The 15,588-nt window shown below is 72.5% G+C and carries 19 protein-coding genes; 16 read left to right on the top strand and 3 right to left on the bottom strand.

Annotation, left to right across the window (positions count from 1 at the left end):
• The first annotated feature begins 84 nt into the window (after nt 1-84).
• From ACZ4Z1_RS37245 to ACZ4Z1_RS37170, 16 genes are all read left to right on the top strand, one after another.
• Nucleotides 85-411, top strand: a complete 327-nt coding sequence (locus ACZ4Z1_RS37245; RefSeq protein ID WP_468491108.1) for a hypothetical protein — start codon at nt 85-87, stop codon at nt 409-411.
• On the top strand, nt 408-725 hold the full coding sequence (locus tag ACZ4Z1_RS37240) for a hypothetical protein (protein WP_468491107.1): 318 nt from the start codon (nt 408-410) through the stop codon (nt 723-725). The genes ACZ4Z1_RS37245 and ACZ4Z1_RS37240 overlap by 4 nt, the downstream gene beginning before the upstream one ends.
• A complete protein-coding gene (locus tag ACZ4Z1_RS37235) occupies nt 722-1,531 on the top strand; it encodes a hypothetical protein (RefSeq protein ID WP_468491106.1) in 810 nt (269 codons plus the stop codon). Before ACZ4Z1_RS37240 ends, ACZ4Z1_RS37235 begins: the two co-directional genes overlap by 4 nt.
• Nucleotides 1,528-1,980: a hypothetical protein gene (locus ACZ4Z1_RS37230; RefSeq protein ID WP_468491105.1), complete on the top strand. Its 453-nt coding sequence runs from the start codon at nt 1,528-1,530 to the stop codon at nt 1,978-1,980. The genes ACZ4Z1_RS37235 and ACZ4Z1_RS37230 overlap by 4 nt, the downstream gene beginning before the upstream one ends.
• Before the next feature lie 62 nt (nt 1,981-2,042).
• Entirely contained in the window at nt 2,043-4,031 is a 1,989-nt protein-coding gene (locus tag ACZ4Z1_RS37225; RefSeq protein WP_468491104.1) for a coiled-coil domain-containing protein, read from the top strand.
• Nucleotides 4,032-4,128: 97 nt separating this feature from the next.
• Nucleotides 4,129-4,596, top strand: coding sequence for a hypothetical protein (locus ACZ4Z1_RS37220; RefSeq protein WP_468491103.1), 468 nt, complete (start codon nt 4,129-4,131; stop codon nt 4,594-4,596).
• Nucleotides 4,596-4,817, top strand: coding sequence for a hypothetical protein (locus ACZ4Z1_RS37215; RefSeq protein ID WP_359294115.1), 222 nt, complete (start codon nt 4,596-4,598; stop codon nt 4,815-4,817). The genes ACZ4Z1_RS37220 and ACZ4Z1_RS37215 overlap by 1 nt, the downstream gene beginning before the upstream one ends.
• Nucleotides 4,818-4,961: 144 nt before the next feature.
• Complete coding sequence (locus ACZ4Z1_RS37210; protein ID WP_468491102.1) at nt 4,962-7,514, top strand: hypothetical protein; 2,553 nt, start codon at nt 4,962-4,964, stop codon at nt 7,512-7,514.
• 4 nt (nt 7,515-7,518) lie between these two features.
• Complete coding sequence (locus ACZ4Z1_RS37205; protein ID WP_468491101.1) at nt 7,519-7,938, top strand: hypothetical protein; 420 nt, start codon at nt 7,519-7,521, stop codon at nt 7,936-7,938.
• 94 nt (nt 7,939-8,032) lie between these two features.
• Nucleotides 8,033-8,875, top strand: a complete 843-nt coding sequence (locus ACZ4Z1_RS37200; protein WP_468491100.1) for a hypothetical protein — start codon at nt 8,033-8,035, stop codon at nt 8,873-8,875.
• Nucleotides 8,875-10,281: an ATP-binding protein gene (locus ACZ4Z1_RS37195; protein ID WP_468491099.1), complete on the top strand. Its 1,407-nt coding sequence runs from the start codon at nt 8,875-8,877 to the stop codon at nt 10,279-10,281. Before ACZ4Z1_RS37200 ends, ACZ4Z1_RS37195 begins: the two co-directional genes overlap by 1 nt.
• Before the next feature lie 89 nt (nt 10,282-10,370).
• Nucleotides 10,371-10,865, top strand: coding sequence for a hypothetical protein (locus ACZ4Z1_RS37190; protein WP_468491098.1), 495 nt, complete (start codon nt 10,371-10,373; stop codon nt 10,863-10,865).
• Between the two features lie 165 nt (nt 10,866-11,030).
• On the top strand, nt 11,031-11,498 hold the full coding sequence (locus ACZ4Z1_RS37185) for a hypothetical protein (protein ID WP_468491097.1): 468 nt from the start codon (nt 11,031-11,033) through the stop codon (nt 11,496-11,498).
• Nucleotides 11,499-11,503: 5 nt separating this feature from the next.
• Entirely contained in the window at nt 11,504-11,896 is a 393-nt protein-coding gene (locus ACZ4Z1_RS37180; protein WP_468491096.1) for a hypothetical protein, read from the top strand.
• Between the two features lie 87 nt (nt 11,897-11,983).
• Complete coding sequence (locus ACZ4Z1_RS37175) at nt 11,984-12,298, top strand: hypothetical protein (protein WP_468491095.1); 315 nt, start codon at nt 11,984-11,986, stop codon at nt 12,296-12,298.
• A gap of 92 nt (nt 12,299-12,390) precedes the next feature.
• Nucleotides 12,391-12,870 (top strand): DUF3307 domain-containing protein, encoded by a 480-nt coding sequence (locus ACZ4Z1_RS37170; protein WP_468491094.1) that lies wholly within the window; start codon nt 12,391-12,393, stop codon nt 12,868-12,870.
• Nucleotides 12,871-13,036: 166 nt separating this feature from the next.
• Here the strand turns inward: ACZ4Z1_RS37170 and ACZ4Z1_RS37165 are convergent, their stop codons facing one another.
• The 3 genes from ACZ4Z1_RS37165 to ACZ4Z1_RS37155 all read right to left on the bottom strand — a co-directional run bounded on the left by ACZ4Z1_RS37165 (nt 13,037) and on the right by ACZ4Z1_RS37155 (nt 15,563).
• Nucleotides 13,037-13,924 carry a hypothetical protein gene (locus tag ACZ4Z1_RS37165; RefSeq protein ID WP_468491093.1) on the bottom strand — a complete coding sequence of 296 codons (888 nt, stop codon included), beginning with the start codon at nt 13,922-13,924 and terminating at the stop codon, nt 13,037-13,039.
• A complete protein-coding gene (locus ACZ4Z1_RS37160) occupies nt 13,924-14,703 on the bottom strand; it encodes a ParA family protein (protein ID WP_468491092.1) in 780 nt (259 codons plus the stop codon). The genes ACZ4Z1_RS37165 and ACZ4Z1_RS37160 overlap by 1 nt, the downstream gene beginning before the upstream one ends.
• Nucleotides 14,704-14,858: 155 nt before the next feature.
• On the bottom strand, nt 14,859-15,563 hold the full coding sequence (locus tag ACZ4Z1_RS37155) for a hypothetical protein (protein WP_468491091.1): 705 nt from the start codon (nt 15,561-15,563) through the stop codon (nt 14,859-14,861).
• Between the last annotated feature and the right edge of the window lie 25 nt (nt 15,564-15,588).

Here is a 15,588-nt window from a genome sequence, read left to right as displayed (position 1 = left end):
CCGCAAGGTCGACGAGGCGAACAGCCGCTCCGCGCACAAGTACGGCAAGACCGGGGTCGTCGCATGAGGGCCGCCGGAACGCCGATGAAGAAGCTGCTTCCGGTGCGGGTGCGTCTCGTGCGGGACTCCACCCTCGCCGAGCTGCGCGCCCACCTCGTCCACCACGCCGCCGCTCTGTTCGTCCTGACGCTGAAGGACGACGAGCTGCGGCGGCTGCGGGCCCGGGTGGGCCAGCAGTCCCGGCTCCTGGACGCGGCGACCGACGATCTGACGGTCGCCCGGCTGCGCCGGACCCGAGCCGTCGACCTGCTGGAGGCGCTCGGCGCCGACGGGCTGCCGCCCGCCGCGGCCGCGCAGATCCGCGCCGCCTGCCGCGTCCTGGAACACGGCGGTGAGGAGGGGCCGGGATGACCGGCTCCCCCTCCTCACCCGCCGCCCGCTGGCTGGGCAGCACCTGGCGCCGCCTGCTACGCACCACCGACCAGCTGCACCCGGCCGCGCTCGCCGCGCTGGCCCTGCTCGGGACCGGCCTCGGCTACGGGGCTGGCCATCTCCTGGAGCCGGTGCTGCGCGCCGTCGTCGACGTCCTGGTGGCGTCGGCGGCGGCCGCGCCCGGCCTGCTCGGCGCCGTTCTGATCGGACGCTGCGCCGTCCACCACGCTCTTCGCCTCTCCCGCCGTATCTCCGCCCGCCGCCGTGCGGGTGTCAGGGGGTTCTCCGCATGAACTGGCTTATCAGCCCGCGCCGCTACACCCGCCTCCTCGCCGACTGGCTGCACGCCGAGGCCCGCATCGAGGCCGTCCAGCTGCGACTGGCCCGCGTAAAGAACCAACGGGACCTTGCCGACTGGCGCGTCGGCGTTCTGGCCGAGCGCGTCGACGGGCAGGCCCGCCGGATCGAGGAACTGGAGAGCGCGGTGGCCGCAGAGCGGGCCCGTGCCGAGCGGTTCGGCACCGACCTGGACACCGCCGACAGCGACCTCGCCGAACTGCGCCGAATCCGGGCGCTACTGGAGGGCGCGCTCGACTACTACACCGACGCCGTCGACCGGCCCGTCCACGTACTGGTGCGCGACGGCCGCCTGCACAGCGTCCACCGCTCGAAGGCCGCTGCCGGGCAGGCCGTACGCCGCGCCGATCCCGACGTGCCGGACCTGATGACGTGGGCGTCCCGCCAGGGCGCCATCCCGGCCACTGGCTGGTGGCACTCGGCGCCTGCTCTGCCGCAGGTGCCGCCGGCGCCGCAGGCCGCGGACATCGAGGCGTACTACCGGGCCCTGGAGGCCCGCAGGCCCGCCGCTCCGCCGGTACCGATCGACGGGCATGACAGCCACGACCCGGACGTCCTCGCCGCGCACCTCGCCGACGGCTGCGCGGACTGCGCGCAGGCGCTGTCCCAGGTGGGCAACCTCGTCCTGGTCCGCGCTCATCAGGCCGCCCGCGACGCCGGGGCTCTGAAGTCGGCGGAGCGGATCCGCGAGGAGATGCTGCGCCGCGTGCGCGCCGAGCAGACCGCCGAGGTGACGGTATGAGCAGGCGCTACTGGATCGCCCGTACCGTGGATTTCGCGGTGCACGGCATCGCCCCGCTGCTCGTGCTCACCGGCGCGGCCGTCGGCGCCTCCCTGATCCCGGCGCTCGGGGCGCAGGGGCCGTCGGATCTCATCGATCTCCACTCGACGGGCGGCACGTACCCGCTGCTGGCCGGGCTCGCCGTCCTGCTGCTGTGGTGGCTGTTCGCCGAGCCGTGGGCGTGCGAGGTGATCGAGCGCTGGTACCTCAAGGGCGCGACGGCCGCCGAGTACCTGGCCTACCTGGGGCTGGAGGAGTCCTGGCGCATCCCGGCGGACACCGCCGCGGACTTCCGCCAGGAGCACGGCGACCCGGTCGACGAGCGGTGGGACGCGACGGCCTACGAGATCCACCAGAACCTCGCCCCGCGCGAGAAGGACAGCGCTGGGGCCCGCAGTACCCAGGACTGACCACGCCAAGGTGACCGCCCGACCGGGCGGTCACCTCCGTACGTAGACAAGGAGTTGATGGCGTGGCCGCCCGTACCGCGACCCGCAGCAAGACCCCCCGGAAGAAGACGGCCAAGGCGCCGCCGACGAAGACGACACCGCCGCCGCGCCGCCCGGCCGGGGCGGCGACCGTGCCGCCGAGCCCGGAGGTGCGGGAGGAGGCTGAGGCCCGCCTCGCGGACCTGCGCGATAGGGCCGCGGACCTGACAGACCGGGCCGCCGATGTCCTCGACGGCGCCCGGCAGCGCGCGGCCGACGAGGCGGCGCGGCTGCTCGTCGCCGCCGAGGAGCAGGCTCGTACGGTCCGCCGGGCGGCCGCCGCCGACGCTCGCCGGGTCCTGGCCGAGGCGGCCGGGGAGGCCGGGGACCGGCTGCGGCAGGCGACCGCCGAGGCGGACGCCGTCCGGACCGCCGCCGGGGACCAGGCGCAGGCGCTGCACGAAGGTGCCCGCCGCCAGGCCCGGCAGATGGCCACCTCGGCCCGCGCGGCCGCCGGCCGGGTGCGCTCGGACGCCGACCGCGCCGCCCGGGCCATCCGCGACCGCGCCGAGGACCAGGCCGCCGACCTGCTGGCCCAGGCCGAGCGGCAGGCCCAGCAGATCCTGGCGGAGGCCGCTGAGCAGGCCGAACGCGTGGCTGCGCTGCGCCGGTCGGCGGCCGAGGCCGCCTACCGCGACGCACTCGCCGACGCCGCGAAGATCCTGGACGAAGCCCAGAGCCAGGCAGCGGAGATCCACGCGGCGCGGTCCGCGCTCGACTCCGACCTGGAGCTGGCCCGCCGATCGGCCCGGCTGGAGCTGGACGAGGACCTCGCCGACCGGCGCCGCGCCATCGAGGCGGAGGCCGCCGGACTGCGGGACACGGCCCGGCGCGAGGCCGAGAACGACGCCGACACCATCCGGGCCCGGGCCGAACGGGAGGCCGGGCAGCTCGGCGAACGGGCGGCCGCCGAGGCGCAGACCCTGCGCCGGGAGACGGAAGCCCGGGCCCGCGCCGCGGTCGCGGACATCCGCCGCGATGCCGAACAGGAACTCCAGGCAGCCCAGCAGGCCCGTCAGGCTGCCAACCGGGAGCTGCGGGCCGCGCAGGAGGACCACCGGCTCGCCGAGCAGCGGGCGGCCAGCCTCAAGCGCCAGCACAGCGCGGGCGAGATCGCCAAGGCGGCCGCCTTGTGGGTGGGCCTGGCGGCGGTGATCGTCCTGACCGCCAGCGGGGAGTGGCAGTTCGCCCGGCTGGTCGGCCTGGGCGACACTCCGATCGGCGACGCGGGATGGGCCCTGCCGCTGGGCCTGGACGTCTACGCGATCACTGCGTTCCGCAAGCGCAAGGACGTGGGCTTTGCCCTCGGCCTGATGGCCGCCACCAACATCACTTTTCACGTGGCGGACCGGACCGGCGCCGGTATGACGGTGGTCAACGGTGAACAGCATCCGAGCGTCTGGCTGATCGTCATCGCTGTGATCGTCGTGGTCGCCATCGTCTGGCGCATCCACCAGCTTCAGGAAGGCGATCACGGCACCGCGAAGCCGAGCGCTCAGTCCGAGAGCGAGAGCGTGCCTGAGCGCGGTGCCGCGCCCGCTCGGTCCGGCGCTCAGCCGCACACCGCCGAGCGCGCTCACCGTACGGACACTGGGAGCGCTCACCGTACGGACACTGAGCGCGCTCACCGTACGGACACTGAGCGCGCTCACCGTACGGACACTGAGCGCGCTCAGGTCCCCACGGGTGAGCGCGCTCGGAACGCTGGCGATGAGCGCCCACCTGCTGGGCGCCCCAAGCGTGAGCGCCGTCAGGCCAAGCGCGCTCACACCGGCGAGCGCGCCGCGCTCAAGGAGCGCCAGGACGAGATCGTGCGCGGGCTCTACACAGCGGGCCGCCGCCCGGAGTGGACCGAGATCCGCGACGCACTGAGCGCCGCCGGGATGGGCGCTCCCTCCCGGCCGACCGCTCAGCGCATCCGCGACCGGGTCGAAGCAGCGCACCCGAACCTGAACCCCGCCGTCCGCCTCTGACGCGGACGGCGAGCACCACCGCCCTGCCGGGCCCGCCGCGCTCCGACCCGGCGGGCCCGGCCCCTCCCCCTGCACAACCACGCGAAAGGCATGACTCATGAGCGCGAACATGTGGACGCCGGATCGTCTTCAGGAGCCCTCGGGCCGGGCCATCCATCTGGAACAGCGGCGGGCCCAGCTCCACCCGATCGTCGACGACCTGCGCCGCCTGGCCCGCGAGATGGAGGCCGAGCTCAAAGAGGCCGGCGAGATCGAGGGCGACTGGCCGTACCAGGACCGGATCCGGGCCTGGCACGCCGTCAGGCCGCTGTTCAAGGCCGCGGACGACGTCGAGAAGGCGCTGACCGACCTGATCGCGTTCAACGCCAGGTACCAGCGCTCGTACGAGGAGCTGCCGCACAAGCGGGCCGAGAAGCGGGCCCAGAAGGCGCTGGCCAAGGGCCAGGGCCAGCCGCAGGCCATCGAGTCCGCGCCGGCGGGCGGTGAGACGGCGCCCGCCCCCACCGAGGAGGAAGAGAAGGGGCCGTTCAACACCGTCTTCCAGAGCCTGCGCAAGGGCGCCTGATGGCGGCGCAGACCAAGGCCGAGCGGGCCGCACTCAACCGGTTGGCGCACTTCGAGAAGCGCGAAGCGGAACGCGAGAAACGCGGCCCGCGCGGCCGGGCCGAGTCGTGGGCCGAGCGGGCCCGTTCCATCGCCGCGCAGCGGGAGCGGGCCGGTGACCCCGAGGCGTGGAACGACCTCGCGAGGACCCTGGCCACCTGGTGCAGTCGCTACGAAGCGTGACTGCACGCGTCAATCAATCCACCGTTCAAACCCGGCTGTGACGGCCTCGCACGCGCGTAATGCGGACGCGCGGACGCACGGGCGCGCGGACACGCGCGCGCGTACGCGAGGCCGTCACCGTCTGTCAACACCTTTGGAGGGAAAGTGAGCAACGACGACGACCGGCCGGATGGGGGGCGGGTGCTGCCGTTCCGGCCGACCGGGGGCGCACCGCCGCCTCCGCCTCCCCCGCCGCCGGGCCCTCCGCCGCCTGCGGCGCCGGAACCGGAACCGGAGGCTGACGCGGCCGACGAGGACGAGTGGCCGCAGTTGGAGATGCCCGCTCCTGCGGTGCCTCCCCCGCCGGTGCTGCCCGCGCCGCTGCTCGCCCAGAACACCGAGGCCGCGGTGTACGCCGACGGCGCCGGCGAGGAGGAGTACGAGTACGAGGAGGACGGCGACGGCCACGGCGCCGCGCAGGGCGCGATGGTGGTCGCGGTCGGCGCCGCCGTCGCCGCGCTGCGCGGCATGGCCGGCTGGCTCGCCGACCGCCGCCAGCGGTTCCAGGACGAGGCGCCGGTGCGTGAGGCCGCCGCCCGGGCCAAGGCCGAGCAGCTCAAGGCGCGGGCCGACCACGAGGTGGCCATGGCCAAGCTGCGCGACCAGAGCGTCCAGCAGCGCGCCAAGGCCGTCCAGTCCCCCACGGAGTTCGGCAAGAGCGCCGCCAAGGGCGGGGGTGGGGGCAAGAAGTCCTCGGGGGGCGGGTCCTCCGGTGGGTCGGGGTCCGGCACCGGAAGGGCGGGCGGCGGGTCCGGCAAGAAGTCCTCGGGGTCGGGTTCCTCCGGTGGGTCCGGCTCCGGCTCGCCGACATCGCCCGGCTCCGGCCGGACGGGGAAGGACCGGTCCGGTAAGACGAAGCCCACCAACGGCTCAGGCTCGGGCTCGGGCTCCGGGCTGAAGTCGTCGGACGGCAAGTCCGGCTCCGGCAAGTCCGGCTCGGGGAAGAACGGCTCCGGAGGGAACGGGGGCGGCAGGTCCGGTTCGTCGGGGTCGGGCAAGCACGGGTCCGGCAAGTCCGGCTCGGGGGTCAAGTCGCCGTCCGGCGGCAAGTCGCCCAGCTCCAGCGCCTCCAGCCCCGCGCTGGAGCGGTCCCGCAGCCGCCAGCAGCGGGCCGCGGACCGCCAGGGCGCAAAGTTGCAGCGGCACGCGGACCGGCAGGCCGCCCGGCTGGAGAACCGCGCCAAGGACCGTGACGCGGCCCGGGACCGTAAGGACGGCGCGAAACGCGACCGCCAGGCCGCAAAGGACAAGATCCGCAACGCGCGGCGGAAGGCGAACGAGAACCGTAAGGAGCAGGTCCGCGACGCCCGGTTCGGGGCCAAGCAGCAGCAGCGCCAGGACCGCGCCGAGAACCGCCGCAAGAAGAAGGAGGATGCGGCGGCCGCCAAGGCGGCCCGCACCACGCTGCCCAAGTTCGCGATGGACCAGGCGCAGCAGCGGCTGGAGCGGCGCCGCAAGCATCTCGACCCGCCCGTGTTGAGCAAGAACAACAAGGACGCCGCGGATTCGTCGAAGGTCGACCTGACGAAGGCGCCCAAGAGCCCGCCGAAGATCAACCTGACGAAAACCCCGAAGGCGCCCAACGGCCCCTCCCCTACTTCGCGGCCCGGAGCGGCGGGCGGCGGGGCAGCGCCGCAGCCGCCGAAGGTCGACCTGAAGAAGAAGCCGAAGGCACCGAAGGGGACGTCGGCGGCGCCGCCCAAGGGCTCCACCGCCACCTCGCCGCCGCCTGGGGCAACGCACACTCCGGGCGGGAAGCCCGGCGCGCGTCCCTGGCGGGGCAGGAAGAAGGCAGGCGGCAAGAAGGCCAAGATGCCGAAGGCGGCCAGCTACAAGGGGCGCGGCGGTACGCGGCGCGGTGCGGGGGCGGCGGGCTCCCCGCCGGGCTCGCCGGGATCCCGCTCGCGCAGGCAGCGCCAGCAGAGTCCGCCGCCGCGCGATACGCCGCGTACGGACGGCGAGTGGCTGCGTCCCCCGCCCGGCATGACGGCCACCTACACCGTCACGATCACCCGGCCCGAGAAGCAGAAGCCGCCGCGCCCGGCGGGGCCCGCCGCACTGACCCGGGGCCGCCCGGCCCTGCCGGCCGCAGCCGCCCCGGAGCCAGCCGGAGCCGCCCCCGGCCCGGACGCCCCCGCGGCGCCGGCGCCCGGGACGGCGACCACCGCACCGGCCGCCGGCGGGCCGGTCGTCTCCGAGCCGTCCGGCCCGTCACCAGCACCACAGAAAGGAGCGCGCCCCATGAGCGGAGCGTCGCCGGTACCGGTTGAGAGTGTCCAGTTCGAGGACGCGGAGATGACGGTCTACGACGTCATCGAGGCGGACGAGGACATGGCCGAGGAAATCCTCGCGGGCAGCGAGCACGTCAAGTACGTGGCGAGCCGCTGCGAGGACCTGAAGTCCTCGCTGGAGGAAGTGCGGGCGGAGCTGACCGCGAAATACGTGCCGGGCACACTGCTCGGCTGGTGCGTCCGCCTGATCGACCGGGCCGGGGTCGTCGAGAGCAGGGCCGAGGCGCTGGCCGCGGGCCTGCCGCGGGCCTCGGAGGCCATCCGCCATGCCGGTCAGGTCGCCGCCGACTACGACAAGCACCCCGCCGACGTCGTCAAGGACATGGGCCACACCGCGCCCGCTGACGCCTCATACCACCAGGAGTAACCACATGGGACTGGAACTCGAACGCATCGGCGGCAAGATCGTCGACAGCGCCAAAGACGCCGTGACCTTCACCATCATCACGGCGCGGCTGGCCTCCGCGTCATTGTCGATGATGAGCCTCAGCAGGGCCGTGCGCGGCGCCTACGACTACGTCGAGGGCTGCGCTCAGCAGGTCCTGACGATCGCGGAGACGGCCGGACGCCTCAACGTGGACCAGGCCGTCATCAGCGCGCACGTCGACGCGGCGGCGGCCGCGCGCACCGTCCTGTCCGACGCCGAGGCCCTGGCCGCCGAAGCCCAGGAGATGGCCTCGGACTTCGAGAACGCCAAGAACGATCACGAGGCCGACTACGGCCCGGTGCACGAGGCCATGACCACCAAACCGGGCCAGGTCGCCGACCGCACGTACTACAGCAACCGGTAGCCAGCGAAGCACTGACGGCACCGGAAGCACCGCCACCCCCTGAGGGCGGCCCGGAGCTTCCGGGCCGCCCTCCCGATACCTGGGAGAGCCGAGAATGCTGGACCGCGTACGTGACCGTACGGGCCGTATCGCCACCCTCGCCGGCACCACCGTCTTGTCCGGCGGCCTGTTCACGGACGCGGCGATGCTGCCGGGCCTGGCCGCCGCGGCGGCCGCCGCCGGGATCGGCCTGGCCACCAACCTCAAGATCCTGCGTGGGCCGCGCGCCGTACGGGCGACGGCCGTCGCCCTCTACGCCGCCCCGCACGCCGGATGCGCCGCCCTCCTGGTCGGCGAACACCTCATCCCGCAGGGCAGCGGCCCGGCCTGGCTGATGGGGCAGGCCAGCGCCGTGGCGCTGTGGACCGGCGCCACCTGGTACCTGCGCCCCGGACGCCTGGCCCGCACGGTCGTCGACGAGGCCAAGGCCCAGGAAGTGGCCGAGGCCGCCGAGGAGACGGCCGAGGAAGAGGCGTCGGAGGAGGCGCCCGCACTGGCAGCCCAGCCGGAGCCCGCCAGCAAAGCGGCTCGCTGGTGGGCCACCGTGGTGGCCGCCGAGGACGGTCCCGCACCGGGCACCGTGCTGCTGGCCCACGAGCAGATCAGCGACCGGTGCGTGGCCCTGGTCATCGGCTCGGCCGTCCCCGGCGCCCCCGTCCCCGAGATCAAGCCCGCCGGTCTGTCGGCCCTCACCGACCTCCCGGAGCCCCTGATCGCGATAGAGCCGGTGCCCGGCCGCGGCGCCGGCGTCAGGCTCGTGCTCCTCGGCGAGCGCCCGCAGCCCGTCACGGCCAAGGGCAGTGACGACGAGGAGACCTGGACGGTGATCGCCCAGGGGGCGATGCCCGGTGTGGAGCTGGTCGAGGCGAACACCTACACCGTGAAGGAGCTGACCTGATGGCGGCCGCCGTCGTCAAGGAATACGTATTGCGCACACCGCCGGGCGGCATCAAAAGATACGACCACGATGCGTTGTGCGACCTGCTGGAAGTCGATGACAGATCCCGGGTCATTTTCGAGCAGGGCGTCGGGCGGGAGGCGATCGTCCGGATCTACCCGGCCAATCCGCTGATGAACATGCGCCCGATCCGGCCGGACGACCTGCTGATGGACGCGGACGGCCACATCGTGCTCGGCGCCTACTACGACGCCGAGCCCCTGAAATTCCGCCTGTTCGACCCCGACACCGGCAACGCGCAGCGCGGCGCCATCTTCGGCACGACCGGCGCGGGGAAATCCCGGCTGGTGCAGGCCATCCTGATTGCCTGTAAGCGCTCCGGCATTGTGGTGCACCTGGCCGACCTCAAGCACGGCCAGAGTGTCCCCGAAGCCAGGGGGCAGGTCGCCACCCGCGTCACCACGCAGTACGAGACCATCCTCATGCTGCGCGGCCTGGTCGCCGAGGCGGAGCGGCGCATGAAGGCATACGCCGAGATGGGGCGCAGCGGCTTCGTCCTGGGGCGCCCCGACCCGCTGGTGTACGGCATCGTCGACGAAGCCAACCGCCTTCTGGAAAAAACCGCGCCTTTTCGCGAAGAAGGGGCCGCGCTCATCAAAGAATTGGGCCGCACGGGGCGCAGCGTGGGCGTCGGCATCATCATCGCCGCCCAGGCCGGACACCTCGACGAGCTCGGCGGCAGCGACACGCTGCGGGCCATGCTCAAAGAGGGCGAGGTCATTCTGCTGCGCTGGTCGTCCGGCATGATGCAGCAGCTGGTCGGCGACGGCCTGGTCCCCCGGGGCGAGGCCCTCCAGCCCATCCCGAAGGAGGTCGGCAAGGTCCGCCGCATCCGCCGGTTCAACGAGCCGGTCAAAAGCGGTGTTGAGAAGGTGAATTCCCAAGGGATGCTCTATCACCTCAGCGGACCGCGTCCGGTGAGTATGGCCCGCACTTTCAGGGTCGGCTCGATTGCGCCCTGCGAAGGGCACGATCCGCTGACCCTGGCCCTGTACGGAGACGAGCCCCCGCCGGGCGAGGGGCTTTACCTCCCGGCCTACATGACGCCCAAGGAAATCAAGGCGGTCGGCGAGATGCCCGACGATCCGGCATCGCCGCACGCGGGCGCAGTACCAGAACCGGCCGAGGAGATGACGGCGCCGGCATCCACCGCCGACCGCATCCTCGCCCTCCTGCCGCCCGAGGGTATGACCGAGCCGGATCTGCTGGACGCGCTGAACGCGGACGGCGGCCGCCCGGTCAAGCGCGGCTCCCTGCGCACCACGCTCAGCACCCTGCGCAAACAGGGCCGTGTGGCCCGCCCGGACGGCTCCGGCCGCGTCGTGCCCGTACCCGCAGCCGACTGATCCACCGCCACAGCAGGGCCCCGGAGACCGCCGGGGCCCTGCCCTTGCCGAGCCCCGCCCACTCCCCCACCACACGCGAAGGAGCATCAGTGAAGCACGTTCCTGGCCCGCGGCTCGACGAATCCGAGGCGGCCGCCGAGGCCCGCCTGCTCATCGAGGCCGTCGAAGACGCCTACCGGGCGAAGACCCTGACGGCGTACCGCGACCCCACTCCCGTGCCCGCCATCGGCACCGCCCCGCCCGTACCGCAGCCCGGCCGGCCCCCGATGAGCCAGAAAGCCACCGACCTCAGCGGCCTCCTGCTCGCCGGCAGCGTCGCCACCGTCTCGCTCGGCGGCTCGGTCTCCCTGGTGCTGTGGACCGCGGGCCACGTCGACCCGGTCGTCGTGGGCCTCGTCGCCGGGGCGCCCGCCGCATTCCTCGCCGCCTTGAGCCGCGTGTTCAAGCGCGCCAAGGAGGCCACCGCGGCCGCGCCGCCCGAGATCCACAACCACTACAACGCGCCCGTCCTCCAGGACCACCGCACCGTCACCAGCCAGACGCGCGGCATCGTCGCCCGCACCCGCAACGAACTGCGCGGCTGAAACCCAGTTCACGGCCCATCTGGCCCATTAGCCCCAACACCCTTAACCGGCCGGGGTCGTCTCGTGATGCCCGGCCGCCGACCGCACCCCGCGCCACCTGAACCCCAGCTCGCCCCGTACGTACACCACGACGGCCGCCACACGGCGGCCCGGAAGGGAAACACCATGGAGATCGAACTCGCCCGTCGTACGACCGCCTGCCTCCCCGTCCCCGTCCCTGCTCCGCGGCCGCCGGCCGACGCGGCCTCCGGCCGGGTCGCCGCTCCCCTGGCGACCGGGGACCTGCCCGCCGTCGAGCAGATTCTGGAGGCCGCGGTCTCCCTGATGATCGAGCTGGCCGACCGTCAGGAGGCCGAGAGCCTTCTGGAGACCCTGCACCAGCGTCTGGGTGCCGCGCAGATCGCCGAGGGCCGGGAGCCCGCCACGATCCCGGTACTCATCGAGGAGATGACCCTCCTCAAGAGCGCTGTCCAGCGGCTCCGCGCCTACACCTCCCGTACGGACCTCGTGCCGCTCGCTGCGCAGGGGCGTCGGATCCTGCGCTACCTGCACGTCGGTCTCGGCCACGGCCGCGCCGCCCGTGCCCTACGCGGCCTGCCGGTCTGGGCCGACACCACCCGTACACCGCGCTGAGCGCCATGACGGCCCCGCTGAGCACCGTGGTCATCGTTTCGTACGGGACCGCGCACCGCGACGCCCCGCAGGCCCTGCGGCCGGTCGTCGTCGATGCCGGATTGCTGCCCCGTCCGGCCGCCGTCTCGCGCTCGGGCCAGCAGCTCGGCGGCCGCGACCCGGCCATCCGCCGCTCCATCACCCGCAGCCCCGAGGGGCAGCTCGTCGTCGGCCGGGCGCTGGCCCGCATCCGCCAGCGCATCGGCCCCGGCGGCCAGGTCGACGTCCACGTCCGCAGCCCCGACGGCCGCCTCCGGGCGCCCGCCGTGGCCGAGGAGATCGCCGAGCAGCTACGCGCGCTCGGGATCCCGGTCCAGATCACCCACCTCGGCCGTCCCGATTCGTCAGCGTCCCGCTGACACCCCTTGCTGCCGCCCGCTCCGGACCCGGGCGGGCGGCAGCCGCACACACCGTCCCGAGATCCGTCAGGCGAGGAGACAACGACCATGAACCGGACGACCGTTTTGACCGCTGTCCTCCAGGCCCACGCCGGCCGCTGCGTGTGCCAGGGTGCGTGCGGCAAGGAGCACACGGGCCAGCAGTGCAACGCCAGGCACAGCGGCAAGGGCAAGCCGCTGCTGGCCGCTCCGCAGGCTCCGCACGCCACCGATACGCAGAACGCGGCCGCCCCGGTCGAGACCCTGCGCCCCTGGTGCTGGGACTGCTGGCGAGGCGCCCTGGCTGCCGCGCGGGCCCGCGCCGCCGAACAGCGCCGCCAGGCGATGGAAGAGATGCAGATCGGCCTCTTCGACGTCGTGTAGGGCGATCCGCTGTTTCCTGACCGACAGATGACGACCCGTCCGCCCAGGCGTTGCCTGGGCCACCCTCACGCAGTCCAGGAGGACCTGCCTGTATGCACGACATCGAATCGGCCCTGGCCGCAGCCACGTTCGCGGCGGTGTTCGTCGCGCTCTACATCGGCCATCTCCTCGGCGACCACGTCGCGCAAAGCAGCGCGCAGGCTGAGGCAAAGGACGCCCGGGGGTGGCCGGGGCGGCTCGCCTGCGCCAGCCATGTCGCCACCCTCACGCTGACCAAAGCCGGGATCCTGGGGGCAGTCATTCTGACGCTGCACCTGCCGGTGACCATCTCGGGGCTCGTCGTGGGCGGCGCGCTGGACATCGCCTCGCACTACTGGGCGGACAGGCGATTTACGCTGCTCGGCCTGGTGCGGGCCATCCGCCGCGGCGGCTATCTCGACTACTGCACCGTCGTGCGCAAGCCCGGCAAGGCCGAGGACGCCACCGGGCCCGGCACCGCCGCCTATGAAATCGACCAGGCGTGGCACGTCCTGTGGCTCGGTATCGCCGCGCTCCTGGTCGCCGTCATCTGATCTCGGGGCCGCCGCCGTCTGGTTCGCTCGTCTGGTGGGAACTCCTCCAGGAGCCGGGGCGACCCGTTCACTGCGCTGTTCGCCCGGGCCTGCGCCCAGTACCTGAGCTGGCCCCCACGAAAGCGGGCCCCGTCCTCGGACGGGGCCCGCTTTCGTGTTGTCGCTGTCAGGCGGCGGCTGCCGATCCTGCCGGCGCGTCCTCGCCGGACGCCGTGCCCGCAGGCGCTGCCGTGTCCTCCGGCTCGCTTTCGGGGGCGATGATGACCTCGATCCCGGTCGTCTCCGACAGGGCCTCGATCAGGGCGCGTGCGGCCTGACGGGTCTTTTTCGGATTGTGCTCCATGGCCGCGTGCAGGGCCTGGGAGTCGAAGGCCTTGCACGCCTTGGCGAGCGCCCGGACCGTTTTGACGGGGTCCACGGCGGGCTGCTGCCCCTGCTCCCCCTCCAGGGAAGCGAGGTAGTCCACCACGGCCTCCTCGGTCTTCCTTTGGTGGCCCACTGCGTCCGCGGGCAGGGCCTCGACGGCGCCTTTGACGAGCGCCGCCGTCACAGCCGCGCCCGTGACCTTCAGCAGGGCCAGATACAGGTAGGTCGCCGCCTTGACGCTGTGCTCCTCGACCAGCGGGACCAGCGCCCAGGCCTGCCCGTAGCCCAGCTTTTTGGAAACAATTGTTTCCAAACCACCGCCTGGCCTCGCGAGGAACAGAGCCTCGGCCACGCGCCAGGTCCGGATCAGCTTGCCCGCGTACTGCGGCGTGATATCCCACTTGGCCTGCGTGTACTCCTCGAAGGTGGCGAACTCCGCCCGGTACAGGCGGGCATCGCGCACCACCTGTAGCGCCTTGCCGGCGGCCCAGAAGGCGAACCGCAGGTTCTCGATGGCGGCCTCGCACTTGAGGAGCATGTCCTGCTCCCGGGCGATGAGGGCCGGAGTATCGGTGAGCTGCGTGGTGGGGAGCTTGTCGGCTTCGCCGATCGCCCGGGCCAGCTCCACGACGTTGTCCGGCCGCCCAGGGCCCACGGGGGCCTTGCCCGTGTTGATTGCCCTACCCATCAGAGCATCTGCTCCATCGTCAGTGCCACGCGCATGAAGTCCTCCCGGGCGTTCAGGGCTGTGCCGCTCATCTTGTACTCGGTCACCAGAGTCCCGTTTTCGTAGGCGTGCTCGTGGATGGTGTACCGGCGGATCGGGTCGGCGACACGCGGGTAGTCCCGCTCGTCGATGAACGACTTGACCTTGTCGAGCTGCTTCTCGCTCTTGTCCTTGCCCGGGTCGTGCATGTTGATCACGACGAGGAACGGGATGCGTCGCGGCTTGAGGATCTGCTCGATGGTGAATTCGGCTTCGTCCCAGGTGATTTTGGACGGGGTGATCGGCACCAGTGCCAGGTCCGTCACCTCCAGAACCTCGCGCAGGGCGTCGGCTGTGCGGCTATCGCCCAGAGGGTCAGCGCCCCAGGCGGCATCGGGGTCGACGTCCATGAAGCCCGGTGTATCGACCAGGATACGGCGCCGCTCGGGATCGGCCACGACCTCCGGGAGAATGCCCAGCTTGCCGTGGGTGACGAAGTAGTCGAAAGGCAGGGCTTCCTCGCGGACGGCGGCGCACCATTTCTCCAGCGTGCCCTGCACGTCGATGCCGGCCGCGACAACCGGGGAGCCCGCGGAGTCGTCTGCGTTCGACAGCACTGCCGACCGGCCCGCGCACGCGGCCACATTGACCGCGATGGTGGACTTGCCTGCGCCGCCCTTCTGCTGGATGACGGTGACTACTTTTGCCGTTCTTCCAGCCCTGGCGGCCGTATCGGTGGCCGCTTGGAGCGTGGTTGTCATTGCTTGGCCTTCCATATTCCGTGATTTCACCGTGCGGTGCGGCTACTCGGATCGCAGACAGCATGCCAGACGATCACGAAGGCGCTGCGCACCGCGCCCGGCGGACCGCGCAGACCTGTTCGAATTCGAATCGAACGGATTGGAAACTGTTGTTTCTATCCAGGGAGTTCCGGCTGTGACCTGCCGGTGACCCGGTCGATCGCGGCGCGAATCACGTCACCCGTGGTCAGGACCTGCCCGCGCAGCCTGTCCCGGATCTCCAGTGCGGACTGCGGAGCGGACAGATTTCCGGCGGCGGCCGCGAGGGCGAGCTCGGGCGGAATGCCGTCCCGGTCGGCCTCGCGCAGGGCCACATCCACGCCGTCGCCCCACCGGTCGGCCCACTCCTGAAGCGCTTCCACGGCCGCCTGGCTCGTCCAGTAGGCAGCGCGGCGTACGGTCTCACCTATCTCGTGCGGCAGATTCACCGCTACACGGCAGGTGTATCCGCCCTCGCCCATCGGCCGGCTCGGGGGAGTGCCCCAGCGGCGGCCCGGGGCATCCACTTTGTTTTTTGGTGGTTCCGGCCACTCGCGGTCCAAACCGCGCTCCCGCAGCTCCTCGCGGACCGCACGGGTCACGATGTCGTCCCGGGTGCCGCCGAACTCGCCGCTGCGCCGCATCCGGGCGACCTGCGCCCGGATGTCACGGCGGACGGCGGCGGCCGCGCGCCGCGACAGGCCGGGCACGAGCAGCTCCCGTCGGCGTTCGGCGATCCAGTCCTCCTCGCGTTCCCGCTCCTTCTTGGCGTGATCGTTGAGTCGCGTCAAAGCCGCCTTGGTCACCGCCACGTAGAACGACGCTTTCGCCATGTTCGCCATGGAGGGAATGTAGCCAGATAACTGT

This window comes from Streptomyces sp. NPDC030165, assembly GCF_055573595.1.
This window is presented reverse-complemented; position numbering and strand designations above follow the sequence as displayed.